The organism is Nonomuraea thailandensis, from assembly GCF_024172165.1.
GTDB lineage: Bacteria > Actinomycetota > Actinomycetes > Streptosporangiales > Streptosporangiaceae > Nonomuraea > Nonomuraea thailandensis.
Genome location: NZ_JAMZEB010000002.1, coordinates 6192517 through 6210836 on the forward strand (window position 1 = coordinate 6192517; position 18320 = coordinate 6210836).

Annotated in this window: 13 protein-coding genes; 6 read left to right on the top strand and 7 right to left on the bottom strand. The window is 71.8% G+C overall.

Annotation, left to right across the window (positions count from 1 at the left end; genetic code table 11):
- Positions 1 to 58: 58 nt before the first annotated feature.
- Positions 59 to 1180 (bottom strand): MFS transporter, encoded by a 1122-nt coding sequence (locus tag HD597_RS31940; protein WP_253746862.1) that lies wholly within the window; start codon positions 1178 to 1180, stop codon positions 59 to 61.
- 55 nt (positions 1181 to 1235) lie between these two features.
- On the opposite strand from HD597_RS31940, the gene HD597_RS31945 reads away from it, so the two are divergent.
- A complete protein-coding gene (locus HD597_RS31945) occupies positions 1236 to 2138 on the top strand; it encodes an AraC family transcriptional regulator (protein WP_253746863.1) in 903 nt (300 codons plus the stop codon).
- Between the two features lie 31 nt (positions 2139 to 2169).
- Here HD597_RS31945 and HD597_RS31950 read toward each other — a convergent pair whose 3' ends face one another.
- Entirely contained in the window at positions 2170 to 2637 is a 468-nt protein-coding gene (locus HD597_RS31950) for a MarR family transcriptional regulator (protein ID WP_253746864.1), read from the bottom strand.
- 98 nt (positions 2638 to 2735) lie between these two features.
- On the opposite strand from HD597_RS31950, the gene ybaK reads away from it, so the two are divergent.
- The gene (gene ybaK / locus HD597_RS31955; protein ID WP_253746865.1) at positions 2736 to 3230 is read left to right on the top strand and encodes a Cys-tRNA(Pro) deacylase; all 495 of its coding nucleotides are present in this window, start codon (positions 2736 to 2738) and stop codon (positions 3228 to 3230) included.
- 45 nt (positions 3231 to 3275) lie between these two features.
- On the opposite strand, the gene HD597_RS31960 is transcribed toward ybaK, so the two are convergent.
- On the bottom strand, positions 3276 to 5603 hold the full coding sequence (locus tag HD597_RS31960) for a transglycosylase domain-containing protein (RefSeq protein ID WP_253746866.1): 2328 nt from the start codon (positions 5601 to 5603) through the stop codon (positions 3276 to 3278).
- 53 nt (positions 5604 to 5656) lie between these two features.
- The gene (gene murA, locus HD597_RS31965; RefSeq protein ID WP_253746867.1) at positions 5657 to 6967 is read right to left on the bottom strand and encodes a UDP-N-acetylglucosamine 1-carboxyvinyltransferase; all 1311 of its coding nucleotides are present in this window, start codon (positions 6965 to 6967) and stop codon (positions 5657 to 5659) included.
- A gap of 62 nt (positions 6968 to 7029) precedes the next feature.
- Between murA and HD597_RS31970 the strand changes: the two genes are divergently transcribed.
- Positions 7030 to 7551 (top strand): hypothetical protein, encoded by a 522-nt coding sequence (locus HD597_RS31970; RefSeq protein ID WP_253746868.1) that lies wholly within the window; start codon positions 7030 to 7032, stop codon positions 7549 to 7551.
- Between the two features lie 14 nt (positions 7552 to 7565).
- On the opposite strand, the gene HD597_RS31975 is transcribed toward HD597_RS31970, so the two are convergent.
- Both HD597_RS31975 and dnaE read right to left on the bottom strand, forming a co-directional pair.
- Positions 7566 to 8948, bottom strand: coding sequence for an amidase (locus HD597_RS31975; RefSeq protein ID WP_253746869.1), 1383 nt, complete (start codon positions 8946 to 8948; stop codon positions 7566 to 7568).
- Between the two features lie 76 nt (positions 8949 to 9024).
- The gene (dnaE, locus tag HD597_RS31980) at positions 9025 to 12552 is read right to left on the bottom strand and encodes a DNA polymerase III subunit alpha (RefSeq protein ID WP_253746870.1); all 3528 of its coding nucleotides are present in this window, start codon (positions 12550 to 12552) and stop codon (positions 9025 to 9027) included.
- 166 nt (positions 12553 to 12718) lie between these two features.
- Between dnaE and HD597_RS31985 the strand changes: the two genes are divergently transcribed.
- Positions 12719 to 14059: an amino acid permease gene (locus HD597_RS31985; protein ID WP_253746871.1), complete on the top strand. Its 1341-nt coding sequence runs from the start codon at positions 12719 to 12721 to the stop codon at positions 14057 to 14059.
- Positions 14060 to 14258: 199 nt separating this feature from the next.
- Positions 14259 to 15266, top strand: a complete 1008-nt coding sequence (locus HD597_RS31990; protein ID WP_253746872.1) for an SGNH/GDSL hydrolase family protein — start codon at positions 14259 to 14261, stop codon at positions 15264 to 15266.
- Here the strand turns inward: HD597_RS31990 and HD597_RS66040 are convergent.
- The gene (locus tag HD597_RS66040; RefSeq protein ID WP_308210725.1) at positions 15220 to 16146 is read right to left on the bottom strand and encodes a chorismate mutase; all 927 of its coding nucleotides are present in this window, start codon (positions 16144 to 16146) and stop codon (positions 15220 to 15222) included. The two genes, HD597_RS31990 and HD597_RS66040, sit on opposite strands and share 47 nt — an antisense overlap.
- Before the next feature lie 285 nt (positions 16147 to 16431).
- On the opposite strand from HD597_RS66040, the gene HD597_RS32000 reads away from it, so the two are divergent.
- On the top strand, positions 16432 to 18309 hold the full coding sequence (locus HD597_RS32000) for a serine/threonine-protein kinase (protein WP_253746873.1): 1878 nt from the start codon (positions 16432 to 16434) through the stop codon (positions 18307 to 18309).
- Positions 18310 to 18320 lie beyond the last annotated feature (11 nt).

Here is an 18320-nt window from a genome sequence, read left to right on the forward strand (position 1 = left end):
CTGATCGAGCAGGCACCGTGGTCAGGCATCCCGGTGTCCGGCCGGGCGGGCGTCCCGGTCAGGCGGCCGCCGGGGCAGGCTCCTTGATCGTGCGGGCCATGAGCAGCGCCAGCACGGGGAACGCGATCAGGCACGCCAGCGCCGTACGCAGCGAGGCCGCCTCGGCCACCGCGCCCACCAGCGGGCCGGCCAGGCCGCCCACGCTGACCGCCAGCCCCAGGGTGACGCCGCTGGCCGTGCCCACCCGGGTCGGCAGGAAGTCCTGCCCCAGCGTCACGTGCAGGGAGAACGGGGCGTACAGGGCGATGGAGGAGGCGGCGACGAAGACGTACGCGGCGGGGCCGGGCACGAGCACCACGCCGGCCACCGCGGGCACGGCCAGCGCGTACGACAGCCGCATCGTCCGTACCCGGCCCAGGCGCGCCGCCGTCCTGCCACCCGCCACGGTGCCCACCGCCCCGCCCGCGAACAGCACGAACAGGGCCACCGCACCGGCCGCGCCGCCGCCCATGTAGAGGGCCACGAAGGCGCTCAGCCCGACGTACACGACCGAGCGGAAGACGATCACCAGCGTGAGCCGGACGAACGACGGCCAGTCGTCCCGCCCGGAGCCGGGCCCCGCGGCCCGTGCCGTCCCGGCGCTGCCGGCCAGCGCCCTGATCGCGGGCAGCGTCACGATCGCGCCCAGCACGGCGGGCAGCACGAGGAGCGGCGAGGCGCCCAGGCCCCACCCCGCCAGCAGCGGCGTCACCAGCACGGGCGCCGACGCGAACCCCAGAGTCCCCCCGGTGGAGAACCAGCTCATCCGCACGTGACTGCCCTCGCTGGCGATCCTGGCCAGGCGCGCGGACTCGGGATGGTAGGCGGCCACACCGAGCCCGGACAGGGCCGCGGCCAGCCAGGTCAGCGCGTACGAGTCGGACACCCCGCAGACGGCCACCCCCGTTCCCGCCAGGATCATGCTCACCGGGATCAGCCACGGCATGCGCCACTTGTCCGTCAGCACGCCGAAGATCGGCTGCACGATCGACGACAGGAGCGTGGCGGCCAGCACGATGCCGGAGACGGCGACGTACCCGTAACCGCGCCCGGCCACCAGGAACGGCACGAGGGCGGGCACCGCGCCCTGGTAGAAGTCCACGGTGGCGTGACCGGCGGCGAGCATGGGGATCCTGTTCACGCCTTCGATCCTGTCTTCGGAGGCGGTTGGCTCGCTTCCGATAACATGCCAATCCATGATGGAAATCCGCCATCTGCCCGAAGCACCCACCGGGCGGCGTCCCCTCGCGCCGGGCGCGGGCATCGACGCGCACCGTCACGACACCCACCAGATCGCGTACGCCAGCCGCGGCGTCATCTCCGTCACCACCGGCGCCGGCACCTGGGTCGCCCCCGCGAACCGGGCCCTGTGGGTGCCCGCCGGGACCGTCCACGAGCACCGCGCCCACGGGGACACCGACCTGCGCCTGGTCGGCCTCACGGAGAACCCGCTCGGGCTGGACCGGCCGGCGGTGCTGGCGGTCGGCCCCCTGCTCCGCGAGCTGATCATCGCCTACACCGGCGACCATCACGGCCGCCGAAGCGACCGCCGAGGCGGTGACGGGAGGACCGGCCGAGACGGCGACGGGAGGAGCGGCGGCGAGCGGCACACCGGCGGAAGGGACGACAGCAGCAGGGACGACAGCAGCAGGGACGGCAGCAGCAGGGACGGCGGCGGAAGGGACGGCGGGGAGCGGGGGCGGCTGCTGGCGGTGCTGCTCGACCAGCTGAGGCACGCCCCCGAGCAGCCGCTCCACCTGCCCACCGCCAGTGACGCGCGCCTGGCCGCCGTCTGCGCCGCCCTGCACCGCGACCCCGCCGACAACAGCACCCTGGCCCGGCTCGCCGCCATGGCCGGGACCAGCGACCGCACGCTGGCCCGCCTCTTCCGGGCCGAGCTGGGCATGACCTTCCCCCAGTGGCGCACCCAGCTCCGCCTCCACCACGCCCTCCTCCTGCTCGCCGAGGGCACCCCGGTGACCGCCGTGGCGCACCGGTGCGGGTGGGCGTCGGCGAGCGCGTTCATCGACGTGTTCAGGAGGGCCTTCGGCTACACCCCCGGCCGCCTGCGACCGGCGGCCGGGCCGCGTCAGGCGTAGAAGGCAAGGCGCCGCGCGCGAGCCGGGAGGGTCAGTCGGGCTGCCCGGTGCGCTTCATCGTCTCGCGCTCGTACGTGCGCAGCGCGTCGATGACCAGTTGCCGCTCGGCCGGAGCCAGTGGCTCCAGGGCGGTTCGCCACGCGTCCGCGCCGGCGGCCAGCCAGCCCTCGATCGCGTCGCGGTGCGCGTCGCTGATGCTCACGATCGTGCGCCGGCGGTCGCGCTCGTCCTCGGTCCGGACGAGGATCCCCTGCCGGCTCAGGTCACCGACCATCAGGCTGACCGTCGTGGACGCGATCTCCAGCCTGCCGGCCAGCGTCTTCACCGTGGCGGGGCCGTCGTGCAGCAGGAGGGCCAGCAGGGTCAGATGGCGGGGTGTGAGCGCGAAGTCCCGCAGTTGCTCGGGGACCGGCATGCGCTTGGCACGCGCGACCAGCCGCGGCATCAGCAGGAGCATCTCCCGCACTCCCTGGTCGACGGTCGGGCCGTCCGTGGGCATCGCTTCCTCTGTGGGTTTGCCGGCAACCATCTCGATGAGTATCGCAGAGGGGAAGCGCCGCGTGTCCGACGGCGGTGGCCGCGCTAGGGTCGACAACCATGTCGCGCAAAACCAGGACCGGGGGCACTCCTGCCACGATGGCGCTGGCCAAGGCCAAGGCGGAGTTCACGCTGCACCCGTACGAGCATGACGCCGCCGCCCAGGCCTACGGCGAGGAGGCCGCCGACGCGCTCGGCGTGCCGTACGAGCGGATCTTCAAGACGCTCGTCGCCGAGGTGGAGAGCGGGCTGGCGGTGGCGGTGGTGCCGGTGGCGGGCAAGCTCGACCTGAAGGCGCTGGCGGGGGCGCTCAACAGCAAGCGGGCCGCGATGGCCGACGCCGCCAAGGTGGAACGGGTGACGGGGTACGTCGTCGGCGGCATCAGCCCGCTGGGGCAGCGCAAGCAGCTGCCCACCGTGGTGGACTCGTCGGCGCTCGACTTCGAGACGATCTACTTCTCGGCGGGCAAGCGGGGGCTGCAGATCGAGACGGCTCCCGACAACCTCATCACGCTCACCCGCGCGGTCACGGCCCCCATCGGCAAGACCGGCTGACCCCCGCTCATACGGCAGCCAACCGCCGTGGCGGCGGCCGGCGGCTCAGCCCCTGCGGTTGTGCCGGCGTCCCTCGCGCACCCGGCCCGGGTGCGGCCGGGCGGCGCGGTCGCGGCGCGGCCGGTCCAGCCACGGGAGGTCCCGCCGAGGCCGGTTCCGGAGCCGGTCGGGCTCGCGCGGCGGCAACGCCACGGACGGGCCCGGGCTCTGCCCGAGCAGCCACTCGAACAGCCGCCGGGTCCGCCGCCCGAACGGGTTGTTGCCTCGCCTCTTGCGCTCCTCCTCCGCCAGCGCCTTCTCCAGCCCCGGCGTGTGTCCTCCGCCGAAGCGTGACATGTCAGGTTTGGTGAACCCGCGCGGCTCCGTACGCCGCAGCGCCGCCCCCATCGACTCCACCCAGATCGGCCCCGGCAGCGACGCCCCCTGCACCGACCCGTAGTGCCGCTCCCCGATCTGCACCCCCTGCAGCGGGAACCGGTAGGACCCCCGGATGTCCCCCACGCTGACCGCCGCCGCCAGGTGCGGCGTGTAGCCGGCGAACCAGGCCGAGGTGTAACCGTTGTTGGTGCCCGTCTTCCCGGCGGCGGGCCGCCCGATGCTCTGCCCCTTCATCGTGCCCTTGTCGAACACGCCCTCCAGCACGTGGTTGACCGCGTCCGCGATGGGCCGCTCGATCACCTGCTCGCACGACGGCGGCACGTGCGTGCGCCGCCCGTCCCTGCCGGTGATCTCCACGATGGCCAGCGGCCGGCAGTACTGGCCCCGCGCCGCGAACGCCGCGAAGGACGCCGCGACCGTCACCGGGTCCATCTCGTTGACCCCCAGCGTGAACGTCGGCACCTCCTTCAGCGGCTCCCCGTCCGCCCTGGTGACGCCGAGCGTCCTGGCCATGCGCACGACGTTGCAGAGCCCGACCTTGCGCTCCAGCATCATGTAGAAGATGTTCACCGACTTCCAGGTGCCGGTCTCGATGCTGTGCGGCCCGCCCTCGCCCTCGCCGCTGGCGTTCAGCACGCGGGTGTTCGGGTCGTTGACGGGCCTGCCCGAGCAGTCGCGGTAGCCCTGCCCGGGCACCAGCGACCCCGGCGTCTGGAAGCCGTCGCCGAAGCGCCACCCCTGCTGCAACGCGGTGGCCAGGGTGAACACCTTGAACGTGGAGCCGGCCTGGAAGCCCTGCCCGCCTCCGTGCGCCACGTCGGCGGGCAGGTTGAAGGTGGTCTTGGGGCCGTTCTTGCGGTTGCCGGGGTTGCGGCCGAAGCGTTTGCTGGCGGCCATCGCCCTGATCCGCCCGGTACGCGGCTCCACCATGGCCTCGGCGGCCACCTCGGTGTCCTCGGGCGAGACGTGCTCGCGGATGGCCCGCTCGGCGGCGCGCTGCGCGATCGGGTCGAGGCTGGTCCTGATCGTCAGGCCGCCCCTGGCCATCCGGCGCTGCCGTTCGCGGGCCGTGTTGCCGAAGACGGGGTTCGACAGGAGCTCCTGCTGCACGTACAGGCAGTAGAACGGGTACTGGCTCTGGGCACAGCCGCCGGGCTCGGGCCGCAGCCGGATGCCCAGCGGCGCCGCCTTGCCGCTCGCCGCCTCCTGCGGGGTGATCTGCTTGAGCCCCGCCATGCGGTCGAGCACGAGGTCGCGGCGCATCTTCAGGCGCTCCCTGTGCTCCTGCCCGAGCGAGGGGTCGGTCGAGTACGGCATGCGCACCGCGCCCGCCAGCGTGGCCGCCTGGCCGAGCGTCAGCCGGGAGGCCGAGGTGGAGAAGAAGCGCCTGGCCGCCGCCTCCACCCCGTGCGCGCCCGCGCCGAAGTAGGCGATGTTCAGGTACCGCTCCAGGATCTCGTCCTTGCGGTACTTCTTCTCCAGCGCCAGCGCCAGCCGCAGTTCGGTGATCTTGCGGGCCAGGTTCGGGGCGCGGGCCTTGTTGCGTTCGGCGTCGCTGCGCGCGCTCTCCACCAGGATGTTCTTGACGAGCTGCTGCGTCAGGGACGAGCCGCCCTGCCGGATGCCGCCTGCCTGGGTGTTGGTGAGCAGCGCCCGGATCGTGCCCCTGACGTCGAGGCCGCCGTGCTCGTAGAAGCGGGCGTCCTCGATCGCCACGATGGCCTTGCGCATCACGGGCGCGACGGCGCCGAGCCGGACGGCCGTCCTGTTGGCCTCGTAGAACTGGGCGAACGGCCGCCCGTCCTTGTCCAGCAGCCTGGTCACCTGGGAGAGCGGCTCCTCGCGCGGGGCGGGCGGCAGCTCCACGAAGGTGTTCGTGACGCTCATCGCCGCGAGGCCGCCCCCGCCCACCAGCGGGGCGGCCAGCGCGGCCGCCAGTACCCCGCCGAGCGCCCCCGCCAGGCCGAGCGCCCCGACGGATCTGAGTACGGTCACGTCAGATGATGTGCGACGTCCCGATCAGTGGCAAACGCCCGCTTCCAGCCTCTTTACCGTTGACGTGTGATGTTCAGACCGAGCGACACGAACTGCTCGAACGGCCGGTGGTAGCCGCGCTCGATGTGGTGCACGCCGCGCAGCGTGGACGGCCCGTCGGCCACCGCCGCCGCCAGCACCGCCGAGAAGCCGGCCCGGATGTCGGGCAGCGTCACGTCGGCGCCCTTGAGCCTGGACACCCCGCGCACGACGGCCGAGTGCCGGGCGTTGGTGTCGTGGTAGCGGCAGGCGGGCCCGCCGAGGCACTGGTCGAACACCTCGATCTCGCAGCCCATCTTCTGCAGCGCCGGCACGTACACCAGGCGGTTCTCGAAGACCGTCTCGTGCAGCACCGACATGCCCTGGCTCTGCGTGAACAGCACCATCAGCGGCGTCTGCCAGTCGGTCATGAACCCGGGGTGGGTGTCGGTCTGCACGGCCGCCGAGCGCAGGCCCTCGGGGGGCGCGGTGGCGCACAGGTACTCGTCGTTGATGTCGAACTGGGCGCCCATCCTGGCCAGCGTGGTGATCGCGGTGACCAGGCGGTCCTGGGGGCAGCCGTGCACGCGCACCTCGCCGCCGGTGACCAGGCCCGCCGCCAGGTACGAGAACGCCTCGATGCGGTCGCCGGTCAGCCAGGTCTGGGCGCCGCGCAGCCGTTCGACGCCCTCGATGACGATCCTGCGGTCGGGCGACAGCTCGATCCTGGCCCCCATCCGCTGCAGGAAGAGCGCCAGCTCCACCACCTCGGGCTCGGTGGCCGCGTTCTTCAGCACGGTCTTGCCGTCGGCCAGCACCGCCGACATCAGCACCGTCTCCGTGGCGCCCACGCTCGGGTACGGCAGCTCGATCCGGGTGCCGTTGAGCCGCTTGGCCTTGGCGTAGATGCCGGTGTCGCCCACCTGCACCTCGGCGCCCATCGCGCGCAGGGCGTCCACGTGGAAGTTCACCGGCCGCCGCCCGATCGGGTCGCCGCCGACCAGCGGCACGAACGCCTCCCCCGCCAGGTGCAGCAGGGGGCCGAGCATGAGGATCGGGATGCGGTTCAGGCCGGTGAACGCGTCGGGGACCCGGGGCTCGATCTCCGCGCCCTTCTCGATCCTGATCTCCGTGCGGGAGATCTCGACGTTGATGCCCAGCGCCCGCAGCATGGCGGCGGTGATCTCCACCTCGCCCACCTCGGGGGCGTTGTGGATGCTGCTCTCGCCGTTGCCCATCATGGCCGCGACCATGTGCTTGGACACGCCGTTCTTGGAACCGCGTACTTCGACGTCTCCCCGGAGCGGGCCGGAGGGTTCAATCTGCCAGACCTCTTCTGCAATCACGGAGTGAGCCTAGCCGGGGATACCATCGAGCTGATTCGGACGGACATGTGAGGGGGAGTGGCGTGACGAGGGAAGTACGCGCTTTTGCGGTAACTGTCCTCACACTCGCCGCTCTCGGGGTCACCGCCGGGCTGCTCTGGTCGGGGCTGACGCCGCGGGCGCCGTACCAGGTGACCGATCAGGGCACGGTGCTGGCCGATCCGACCACGCAGGCGCTGATCGCCGCCGACGGCTGGTTCGCGGTGATCACGGGCGGGCTCGGGCTGCTGTGCGGCGGAGTGGCCTGGTTCTCGGCGCGGCGGTGGATGCTGCCGGTGCTGCTGGGATTGTGCGCGGGCGGGGTGGCGGCCGCGTACCTGACGTTGTGGACGGGGTCCACGTTCACGCTGGGAGCCGTCGTGGTCGAGGCGGCCCCCAGCGCGACGGGGGCGAAGATCGTGCCTGGCGCGCTGAAGCTGACCGCGCAGGGTGTGCTCGTGTCCTGGCCGCTGCTGGCCGTGGGGTTCTTCGGGCTGCTGGAGGGCATGCACGGCTACCGCGAGTCGCCGCTGCGCGCCCCCTACGGAGGTCTCGGCCCGAACTGAGAGCGGGCGGCGGGCTAGAGCGGAGGGCGGCGCAGGCCGTGGCCGGTGGCCTGTTCGAAGGCCCGCGCCACCCGCAGCACCCTGGCGTCCTCGAACGGCCTGCCCACGATCTGCACCCCCACCGGCAGCCCGTCCTCGGTGAACCCGGCGGGCACGGAGGCGGCCGGCGCGTGCAGCACGCTGATCCAGTACGCCGAGCGCATCCACGCCAGATAGTCCGGCAGCCTCTGCCCGTTGATCTCGCTGACGTGCGGCTGCTCGATCGGGAACGGCGGCACCTGGCTGACGGGCGCGATCAGCACGTCGTAGGTGTCGAAGAAGGCGGCCATGCGCTGGTAGAGGCGGCTGCGCGCCGTCTCGGCCCTGGCCAGGTCGGCGCCCGTGACCTTGCGGCCCTGCTCGACGTTCCAGGCCGTGTTGGGGCCGAGCCCGCTCTTGTCGCCGTGGACCAGCAGGTAGTTCCACGCCCGGTACGTGCGGAACGCGTCCTCGGCGTCGCCCAGATCCAGCTCGACCTGCTCCACCCGCGCCCCGAGCCGCTCGAACACCCCGGGCGCGGTCGCGGTGACCGCCGCCGTCCGCGGGTCCACGGGCAGCCCGCCCAGGTCGGGGCTCCACGCCACGCGCAGCCCGGCCACCCCCTGCTCGGGCTCGGGCGCGAACACCTCCTTGATCGAGTACGGCGAGCGCCGGTCGAACCCGGCGACCACCCCGAGCATCAGCGTCACGTCCTCGACCGTCCTGGCCATGGGGCCGGAGACGCTCAGCGTGTACCAGGCGTTGATGTCGGAGATGTCGGGCACCCGGCCGGGCGTCGGGCGCAGGCCGACGACGTTGCAGAACGAGGCGGGGTTGCGCAGGGACCCGCCCATGTCGGAGCCGTCGGCCAGCGGCACCATCCCGGTCGCCAGCGCGACCGCCGCTCCCCCGCTGCTGCCTCCGGCGGACTTGGACAGGTCGTAGGGGTTCCTGGTGGCGCCGAACACCTCGTTGACGGTGTGGGAGCCGGTGCCGAACTCGGGGGTGTTGGTCTTGCCCACGGTGACGGCCCCGGCCGCGCGCAACCGCTGGACGATCAGGTCGTCCTGCTCGGGCACGTGGTCGGCGAACAGCGGCGACCCGTAGGTGGTCCTGATCCCGGCGGTGTCGACGAGGTCCTTGTGCGCCACCGGCACGCCGTGCAGCGGCCCGCGCGGCCCCGAGGACGCCAGGGCCGCGTCGGCCGCCTCGGCCGCCCGCCTGGCCTGCTCGGCCACGAGGGTGACGATGGCGTTGACGTGCGGGTTGACCTCTTCGATCCGGTCGAGGTGGGCCTGGAGGACCTCCACGGCGCTCACCTGCCGGGCCTTGATCAGCCGGGCCAGCTCGGTCGCGGTCAGGAAATGCAGTTCGCTCACGCCTGCGATCCTGCCCCACGGGCTCCGGCGGGGCGACGGCGAGGGTTGCCGGCAACGCCCTGCCGGAACGTGGAGATCACGCCCCCAGGCACGCCGGGCCGAGTAGCTGCTTCAGGTCGCCCATCAGCGCCGGCGAGGGTGAGACCCGCAGCCGGTCGTCCACCCGCATCACCGTCGTCTTGGGCCCGTTGTGCACCTGAAGATGCACCTCGGACGTGCCCGGATGCGTGGTGAGGATCTCCTTCAGCCGCCCGACCACCGGCGGCGTGCAGCGGGTCAGCGGCAGGCTCACCAGCAGCGGCCCGCCTGCCTCCACGGTGAGGTCGGGCGCCGTCACCTCCATCGCGATGATCTTGGCGACGTCCTCCCGCTTGTCGATCCGGCCCTTGACGAACACGATCGCGTCCTCGGCCAGCAGCGTCGAGCAGAGCTGGTACGCCGACGGGAAGATCATCACCTCGATGGAGCCCGCGAGGTCCTCCAGCTGGGTCAGCACCCAGGTGTCGCCCTTCTTGGTGACCTTGCGCTGCACGCCGCTGAGGATGCCGCCCACGGTCACGACCTGCCCGTCGGCCCGGCTCTCGTCCTGCACGGCCGCGACCGAGCAGTCGGCCCCGGCCGCCAGGATGTGCTCCACGCCGAACAGCGGGTGGTCGGACACGTACAGGCCGAGCATCTCCCGCTCGAACTGCAGCAGCGTGTTCTTGTCCCACTCGCCCACCGGGATCTGCACGTCGAACGTCTGGTCCTCGCCGCCGTCGATGGCGCCGAACAAGGAGTCCTGGCCGATGGCCTCGTTCTTCTTGATGTCGATGATCGCGTCGACGGCCTGCTCGTGCACCATGACCAGGCCCTTGCGCACGTGGCCCAGCGAGTCGAACGCGCCCGCCTTGATCAGCGACTCGATCACGCGCTTGTTGCAGACGATGGCCGGCACCTTGCGCAGGAAGTCCTTGAAGTCGCCGAAGCGGCCCTTCTCCTTGCGCGCGGCGATGATGCCGTCGACGACGTTGCCGCCGACGTTGCGGACGGCCGACAGGCCGAAGCGGATGTCGGTGCCGCGCGGGGTGAAGTCGAAGTCGGAGTCGTTGACGTCCGGCGGGAACACCTTGATGCCCATGCGGCGGCACTCGTTGAGGTAGAGGGCCGACTTGTCCTTGTCGTCCTTGACCGACGACAGCAGCGCGGCCATGTAGGCGGCCGGGTAGTTGGCCTTGAGGTAGGCGGTCCAGTAAGCGATGAGGCCGTAGGCGGCGGTGTGCGCCTTGTTGAAGGCGTAGTCGGAGAAGGGCAGCAGGATGTCCCACAGCGCCTTGATGGCCTCGGCGGGATAGCCCCGCTCCAGCATGCCCGCCTCGAAGCCGGCGTACTGCTTGTCCAGCTCCGACTTCTTCTTCTTGCCCATCGCCCGGCGCAGCAGGTCGGCGGCGCCGAGGGTGAAGCCGGCCACCTTCTGGGCGATGGCCATGACCTGCTCCTGATAGATGATCAGGCCGTAGGTCGTGTCGAGGATGTCCTTGAGCGGCTCCTCCAGCGCCGGATGGATCGGCGTGATGTCCTGCTGGCCGTTCTTGCGCAGGGCGTAGTTGGTGTGGGAGTTGGCGCCCATCGGGCCGGGACGGTAGAGCGCGAGGGCGGCGGAGATGTCCTCGAAGTTGTCGGGGCGCATGAGGCGCAGCAGCGAGCGCATGCCGCCGCCGTCGAGCTGGAAGACGCCCAGCGTGTCGCCCTTGCCCAGCAGCTCGTACGACTTGCGGTCGTCCAGCGGCAGCGCGAGCAGGTCGATCTTCTCACCGGTGGTCGCCTCGATCATCTTGAGGCAGTCGTCCATGATGGTGAGGTTGCGCAGGCCCAGGAAGTCCATCTTCAGCAGGCCGAGCGTCTCGCAGGTCGGGTAGTCGAACTGCGTGATGATCGCACCGTCGGAGTCGCGGCGCATGATCGGGACGTGGTCGGTCAGCACCTCGGCGGACATGATCACGCCGGCGGCGTGCACGCCGGTCTGCCTGATCAGGCCCTCCAGGCCCTTGCCGAGGTCCATCGTCGCCTTGACGTCGACGTCCTCCTCGTAGAGCCGGCGCAGCTCGCCCGCCTCGGCGTAGCGCGGGTGGTCCTTGTCGAAGATGCCGGACAGCGGGATGTCCTTGCCCATGACGGCGGGCGGGAACGCCTTGGAGACGCGGTCGCCCAGCGCGTACGGGTAGCCCAGGACGCGGCCCGCGTCCTTGATGGCGGCCTTGGCCTTGATGGTGCCGAACGTGGCGATCATGGCGACCTTGTCGGCGCCCCACTTCTCGGTCACGTAGCGGATCACGTCGCCGCGCCTGCGCTCGTCGAAGTCGATGTCGACGTCGGGCATGGACACGCGCTCGGGGTTGAGGAACCGCTCGAAGATCAGGCCGTGCGGGAGCGGGTCGAGGTCGGTGATGCCCATCGCGTACGCGACCAGCGAGCCGGCGGCCGAGCCACGGCCGGGGCCGACCGGGATGCCGTTCTGCTTGGCCCACATGATGAAGTCGGCGACCACGAGGAAGTAGCTCGGGAAGCCCATCTGCTCGATGATGCCGATCTCGTACTCGGCCTGCTTGCGGTGCTCCTCGTCGTAGCCCTCGGGCCAGCGGCGGTCCATGCCCTCCCAGACGGTCTGGCGGAAGAACGCGCTCTCCGTCATGCCGTCGGGGATGGGGTAGGTCGGCATGAGGTTCTTGAACTCGAAGAACCCGGTCGCGTCGACCTTCTCGGCCACCAGGAGGGTGTTGCGGCAGCCCTCGGCCCACAGGTCGGAGGAGTCGACCGCGCGCATCTCGTCGGCGCTCTTGATGTAGTAGCCGGAGCCGTCGAAGCGGAAGCGGTCGGGGTCGGACAGCTGCTTGCCGGTCTGGATGCACAGGAGGGCGTCGTGGGAGGAGGCGTCGGACTCGTAGGTGTAGTGCGAGTCGTTGGTCACCAGCGGCGGGATGTTCAGCTCTTTGCTGATCCTGGTCAGGCCGTCGCGGACGCGGCGCTCGATGTCGAGGCCGTGGTCCATGATCTCCAGGAAGAAGTTGTCCTTGCCGAAGATGTCCTGAAATTTCGCGGCGGCCTTCAGCGCCTCGTCGTACTGGCCGAGCCGCAGCCTCGTCTGCACCTCGCCCGACGGGCAGCCGGTGGTGGCGATCAGGCCGTCGGCGTGCTCGGCCAGGATGTCGGCGTCCATGCGCGCCCACTTGCGCACGAAGCCCTCGGTGTAGGCGCGCGAGGACAGCCGCATCAGGTTGTGCAGGCCCGTCTTGTTGCGCGCCCAGATCGTCATGTGGGTGTAGTAACCGCCCGCCGAGACGTCGTCGCGCTTCTGGTGCGGCTCACCCCACAGCACCGGCTTCTTGTTGTGGCGCGACTCCGGCGCGACGTACGCCTCGATGCCGATGATCGGCTTGATGTCGGCGGCCGTGGCCTGCTTGTAGAAGTCGTAGGCGCCGTGCATGTTGCCGTGGTCGGTGATCGCGATCGCGGGCATCCCCAGGTCGCCGACCTGCTTGAACATCTGCTTGAGGCGGGCCGCCCCGTCCAGCATGGAGTATTCCGTATGTACATGCAGGTGCACGAACGAGTCGCTGGACGACATGGAGCGGCGCCTCCCGGTCTCGATGGGTTGTGGCATCTGACTTTAGTGGCCCCGGCCGACAACCCGGGGCCCATCCGGCGGCCCCGGGGACCGGCGCGCCGCGCGGCGCGGCGATCAGCAGCACCGATATCCTCGGATTCACACTGGGTGATCGAGGAGTCACGGGGTGCGCACGCAGACCGAAGAGGGATACACGCACGCGCTGGGCAACCGCCAGGTCCAGATGATCGCCATCGGCGGGGCCATCGGCGTGGGGCTGTTCCTGGGCTCCGGAGGGCGCCTGGCGGCCGCCGGGCCCGCCCTGGTGCTCTCCTACGCCGCCGCCGGGGTGGCGGCGTTCTTCGTCATGCGGGCGCTCGGCGAGCTCGTGCTCTACCGGCCGGTCTCCGGCTCGTTCGTCGAGTACGCCGGCGAGTTCATCGGCCCGTGGGCGGCCTTCGCCAGCGGCTGGATGTACTGGATCAACTGGGCCGCCACCGGCGTCGCCGAGCTGACCGCGATCGCCGCCTACATCCACTACTGGGCCCCCGCCTTCCCCCAGTGGCTCACGGCGCTGCTGGCGCTCGCCTTCGTCATGACGGTCAACCTGCTGTCGGTGCGCCTGTTCGGCGAGCTGGAGTTCTGGTTCGCCATGCTCAAGGTGGTGGCCATCACGGTGTTCCTGGTCGTCGGCCTGGTGCTGGTGGTGTTCGCGGTCGGCGAGGCGGGGCCGCACAACCTGGTCTCGCACGGCGGGTTCTTCCCGACCGGGTTCCCGCTGGTGCTGATGAGCCTGCAGTCGGTGGTGTTCGCGTACGCCTCGATCGAGCTGGTCGGCATCACGGCGGGCGAGACGGCCAGGCCGCACGAGATCATGCCCAAGGCCATCAACGGCGTGGTGTGGCGGATCGCGATCTTCTACGTGGGCTCGGTGGCGCTGCTGGCCATGGTCCTGCCGTGGACCGCCTACAGCGCGGGCACGTCGCCGTTCGTGACGGTCTTCTCCGGGCTGGGGGTCCCGTGGGCGGCCGACGCCATGAACCTCGTCGTGATCACCGCCGCGCTCTCCTCCTGCAACTCCGGCCTGTACGCCACCGGCCGCATCCTGCGCTCGATGGCCATGAAGCAGGAGGCGCCCCGCTTCGCCGGCGCGCTCAGCACCCGGCACGTGCCGATCGGCGGCATCCTGTTCACCGCGCTCATGTTCCTGGCGGGGGTGGCGCTGTTCTACTTCCTGCCGGAGCGGGCCTTCAACATCGCGACCGCCGTGGCGTCCCTGGGCGTGATCACGACGTGGGGCGTGCTGGTGCACTGCCAGACCCGGCTGCGCCGCTCGGGCCACCGCTCGGCCTTCCCGATGCCGGGCTCGCCCTACACCAACTGGCTCACGCTCGCGTTCCTGGCGCTGGTGGTGCTGCTGATGCCGTTCGCCGACGAGGACCAGCGGGTGGCGTTCTACCTGATCCCCCTGCTGGTCGTCGCCATCGCCGCGGGCTGGTGGACCGTGCGGCGCCGCCGCGCGTCCTGAGAGGCGCCGTCCCGGGAGCCGCCGTCCTGAGAGGCGCCGTCCTGAGAGGCGCCGTCCCGGAGCGCCCGCGGCGGCGGGGCCGCTGGGTAGTCTCGATGGCGCAGCAGAGGAGTCGCCGGGCAGGGAGGTCGCACTGGACGCTGCGAGACGGAGGATCGTCCGGACGGCGGCCGCGGCCGCGATCGGCGTCGCGCTGGCCGTGGCGTGCCTGCCTCTGGACCTCTACCCCAAGCTGGCCTGCGCCGTGCTGGACGCGGGCTGCCCCACCGGCGCCGCGCCGCGGGGCGAGTTACCGCGGATCACCAGGCTGACGGCCGTGCAGGTGGCGCAGAGCGGCACGTACGTGGCGCTCGGCGACTCCTACTCCTCGGGCGAGGGGGTGTGGGAGCTGAGCCAGGCGCCGGTCAACGACGGGGCCGGCCGCTGCCACCGTTCCGAGGGCTCGTACGTGCCGCTCGTCGCCCAGGCCTACCGGTTCGGCGGCGGCACCGCCTTCTACGCCTGCAGCGGCGCCACCACCCGCCAGCTCCTGTCGGGCCAGCACGGCCAGCCGCCCCAGATCACCCGCGTGAGCGCGGCGGCGAGCCTGGTGACGCTGAGCATCGGGGGCAACGACGCCGGTTTCTCCCGGGTGCTGACGGGCTGCATCGTCAAGATCCCGTGGTCGTCGGCCTGCGTCGACCAGGACGCCGCGGTCAACCGGCGCATCGAGGAGCTGCGTACGAGCATGCTCAAGGTGCTCAGGGAGGTGCGCGTGCGCGCGCCGGCCGCGCGCGTCATCGTGCTCGGCTACCCGCGCCCGTTCCCCGCGGACCCGGTGGAGAGCGTCGACAACCTGACCGTGGCCGACCAGCGCTGGCTGAACACCATGACGCGGCGGCTCAACGACACGGTGGGGGCGGTGGTGGCGGAGTTCGACCGGGCCATCGCGGCGTTCGGGGCGCCGGGCAGCGCGGAGTACGTGGACGCCTACGAGGCGTTCACCGGGCACGAGGTGGGCCGGCCGCGCCCGTTCCTGAACGGGCTGGCGCTCGACATGGACGAGCTGCGGGTCAACGCGCGCAGCTACCACCCGACGGGTGACGGCTACCGCCGCTTCGCCGGGCTCATCACCGGGCAGATCGCCGCCGGCCCCGGCCGGCCGATGAACAACGTCCTGGTCACCGACCCGAACGCTCCTCGGCAAGGTGCAGCCCCGCCTCGATGACGGCGTTCATGATGGCCGACAGCCGCGACTCGCCCAGCGCGGGCGCCCGTACGGCCATCCTGGCCACGACGTCGTGCTCCCTGCCCAGGTCGCGCCCGGCGAAGCCGCCGACGGGCTTGAGCCGCTGCACGGTGCCCGCCAGCTCGGCCCGGCGCTCCAGCAGCGTGGCCAGGGCGGCGTCCACCCGGTCGATCGCCTGCCTGCACTCGGGCAGCGTGCCGGGCGTCTCGTCGCGCAGCAGCGCGCCGACGACCGTCACGGCCTCCTCGGCGACCCGCCGCTCCGCCCCGGGTGACGTCTCCCCGCCGGTGCCGATGATCAGGCCGTCGGCGCCCGCCGCGACGGCGGCGGCCGACAGGCCGATGTCGCCCGAGACGTCCACCAGCGCGGGACGCCCCGACGCGGCCCGCGCGGCGCGTACGAGCGCCAGGTCGGGTCGGCGGCCACCCTCGCAGAGGATCACCCGCCCGTCGCCCTCGCCCGCGCAGTAGGCGGCCAGCCCCAGCCACTCCTCCATGGAGGCCGTGGCCCGCCGCTCCACGACGACCGGCAGCCCGAGCCCGGCCGCGGCGCGCACGAGGGGGATGTCACGCGTCCACGACGCCCCCACCACCACGGCCGCCGCGTGCTCGGCGATGGCGGGCAGATCGGCCGCCGTGGCCGGCTCCGCGAGCGTGACACCCGCCCGCAGCGCCGCGTGCGGGTCCGCGGGCACGGCACCCGGGCGCGACGCCGCGTGCGGGTCCCCCGGCGCGGCACCCGGGCGCGACGCCCGTGCGTCCGTGCGCAGGCTCAGCCGGTCGCCGATCACCACGGCGGGCCCCGCGCCCACGAGAAGGCCGCCCACGGCGACGCCGTGCCGTTCCAAGGCCGATGACATCCCGACTCCTCACTCGGCCGGCCTGCGGAGCCGGCGGAAAACGAAAAAGGCAGAGACGGTTGTCTCTGCCTCGTGCCGGCTCCAGGTGGTCGCTAGCTGACGACCGGCTCTCCCGGAGCCGGCTCGGTAAACGCGTAGCGACGACAAGTCATATCTGAACCCTACACCCCTGCCTCCACCTGCTGGGCGGCGCTTCTCACATGACGGACTGGCCTTCGGGCGAGTCGCCGTTGATCCCTGCCCATGAGAGTATTTCTTGGCCTAGAGGAGGGTTTGAGGCCGTTGATGTCGGATCGCAAGCAGGACGGACGCCGCATCGCCGGCCGCTACCAGCTGCAGGAACCCATCGGCAGGGGCGGGATGGGCATCGTCTGGCGCGCCTACGACGAGCTCCTGGATCGCACGGTCGCGGTCAAGGAGGTCAGGTACGCCGCCGCCCTGGGCGAGGAGGTGCAGCTGCTGAACCGGCGCACGATGCGCGAGGCGAGGGCGGCGGCGAGGTTCGAGCATCCCAACGTGATCGTCGTGCACGACGTGATCGAGGAGGATGAACGTCCCTGGATCGTCATGCAGCTCGTCCCGTCGCGCTCGCTGGGCGCCGTGATCAAGCAGGACGGGCCGCTGCCGCCCAAGCGGGTGGCCGAGATCGGCCTGGCCGTGCTGGACGCGCTGCACCGCGCCCATGAGGCGGGCGTGCTGCACCGCGACGTCAAGCCCGAGAACGTGCTCCTGGCCGACGACGGCCGCGTCGTGCTCACCGACTTCGGCATCGCCACGCTGGAGACCGAGACGCAGCTCACCGTGACCGGCCTCGCGGGCACGCCGGCGTTCATCGCGCCCGAGCGGCTCAAGGGCCTGCCCGCGCGGCGCGAGTCCGACCTGTGGTCGCTGGGCGCCACGCTCTACACGGCGGTGGAGGGCCGCTCCCCGCACGAGCGCGGGATGGCGCTGGCCACCATGCACGCCGTGCTCACCGACGAGCCCGACCCCGCCACGCACGCGGGCCCGCTCTCGGACGTGATCAGCGGGCTGCTGGTCAAGGAGCCGGTGCAGCGGCTGACGTACGAGGAGACGCAGCGCATGCTGCGCCGGGCCCTGCGCGCCATGATCGCCGCCGAGCCGGACAGCGGCTCCACCGGGCCGTCGAACCCGCCGCTCACCAAGCAGTTCCCCGCCGCGCAGGAGCTGCAGGTGCCGGCCCCGGCCGAGCAGAAGCGCCCCGCCGCGCCGCCGGCCAGGCCGAAGCGCCCCGCCAAGGCCAGGCGCCCGTACGAGCCCGTCGAGGACGACACTCCGACCGACCCGAACCTCCTGGCCGACCGCGCCTCCCAGGAGGCCATGCCCGAGACCGGCGCGCGCATCACGCAGACGCCGACCGCCGAGCCGCCGCGGCCGCCCGCCGAGTCCACGATGGACGCGGCCAGGCCCGACCCGCAGCGCAAGCCCACGATCGTCATCGCGGCGGCCATCGCGGTGCTGCTGGTGGCGGCCGTGGGCGGCTACCTCGGCCTGAACTCGGCTCCCGACGACGAGACCAGGCAGCACGCCGGCGCGCGTGCGGCGGCCGTCACGACGAGCCCGTCACAGGCGTCGCCGAGCACGCCCGCCTCGCAGCCGCCCTCGCCCTCGCCGACGGTCTCGTCCTCCCCCTCGGCGTCCCCGAGTGCCTCGCCCACCTCGGCCCCCGAGGAGACCAAGGAGGCCGAGAAGGACCCGCTGCCGTCCGGGTGGAAGTACTACACGGACAAGAAGCTCGGCTTCAAGATCGGCCTGCCCAAGGGCTGGGACGAGTGGGTCCGCAGCGGCAGGGGCGTCGAGTTCAAGGGACCCGGCGGGGCGTCCAACGCGCACGTGCGCGTCGAGGAGATGCCCAAGCTGGGCAAGGACCCGCTGAAGGGCTGGAAGAAGCTGGAGCCCAGCCTCAAGGACCGGTACGGCGGCTACAAGAAGATCGGCATCGAGAAGGCCGACTACCGCGAGGCCGCCGCCGACTGGGACTTCTACTGGCCCACCAACACCGGCAAGAGCCGCATCCGCTACCGGGGGTTCGTCGCGGAGAACGGGAAGTCGTACGCCATCTACTGGCACACGCTGAGCAGCCACTGGAAGAAGGACTACGACTTCTTCGAAGGGTTCTGCGCGACGTTCGTGCCTCCCAAGTAGGTAGGCTCGCG

Bases quoted from the DNA above. Each gene is read 5' to 3' on its own strand.
- dnaE (WP_253746870.1), bottom strand. From the start codon at position 12,552: ATGTCGTCCAGCGACTCGTTCGTGCACCTGCATGTACATACGGAATAC.
- HD597_RS31945 (WP_253746863.1), top strand. From the start codon at position 1,236: ATGATGGAAATCCGCCATCTGCCCGAAGCACCCACCGGGCGGCGTCCC.
- ybaK (WP_253746865.1), top strand. From the start codon at position 2,736: ATGTCGCGCAAAACCAGGACCGGGGGCACTCCTGCCACGATGGCGCTG.
- HD597_RS32000 (WP_253746873.1), top strand. From the start codon at position 16,432: ATGTCGGATCGCAAGCAGGACGGACGCCGCATCGCCGGCCGCTACCAG.
- HD597_RS31950 (WP_253746864.1), bottom strand. From the start codon at position 2,637: ATGCCCACGGACGGCCCGACCGTCGACCAGGGAGTGCGGGAGATGCTC.
- HD597_RS66040 (WP_308210725.1), bottom strand. From the start codon at position 16,146: ATGTCATCGGCCTTGGAACGGCACGGCGTCGCCGTGGGCGGCCTTCTC.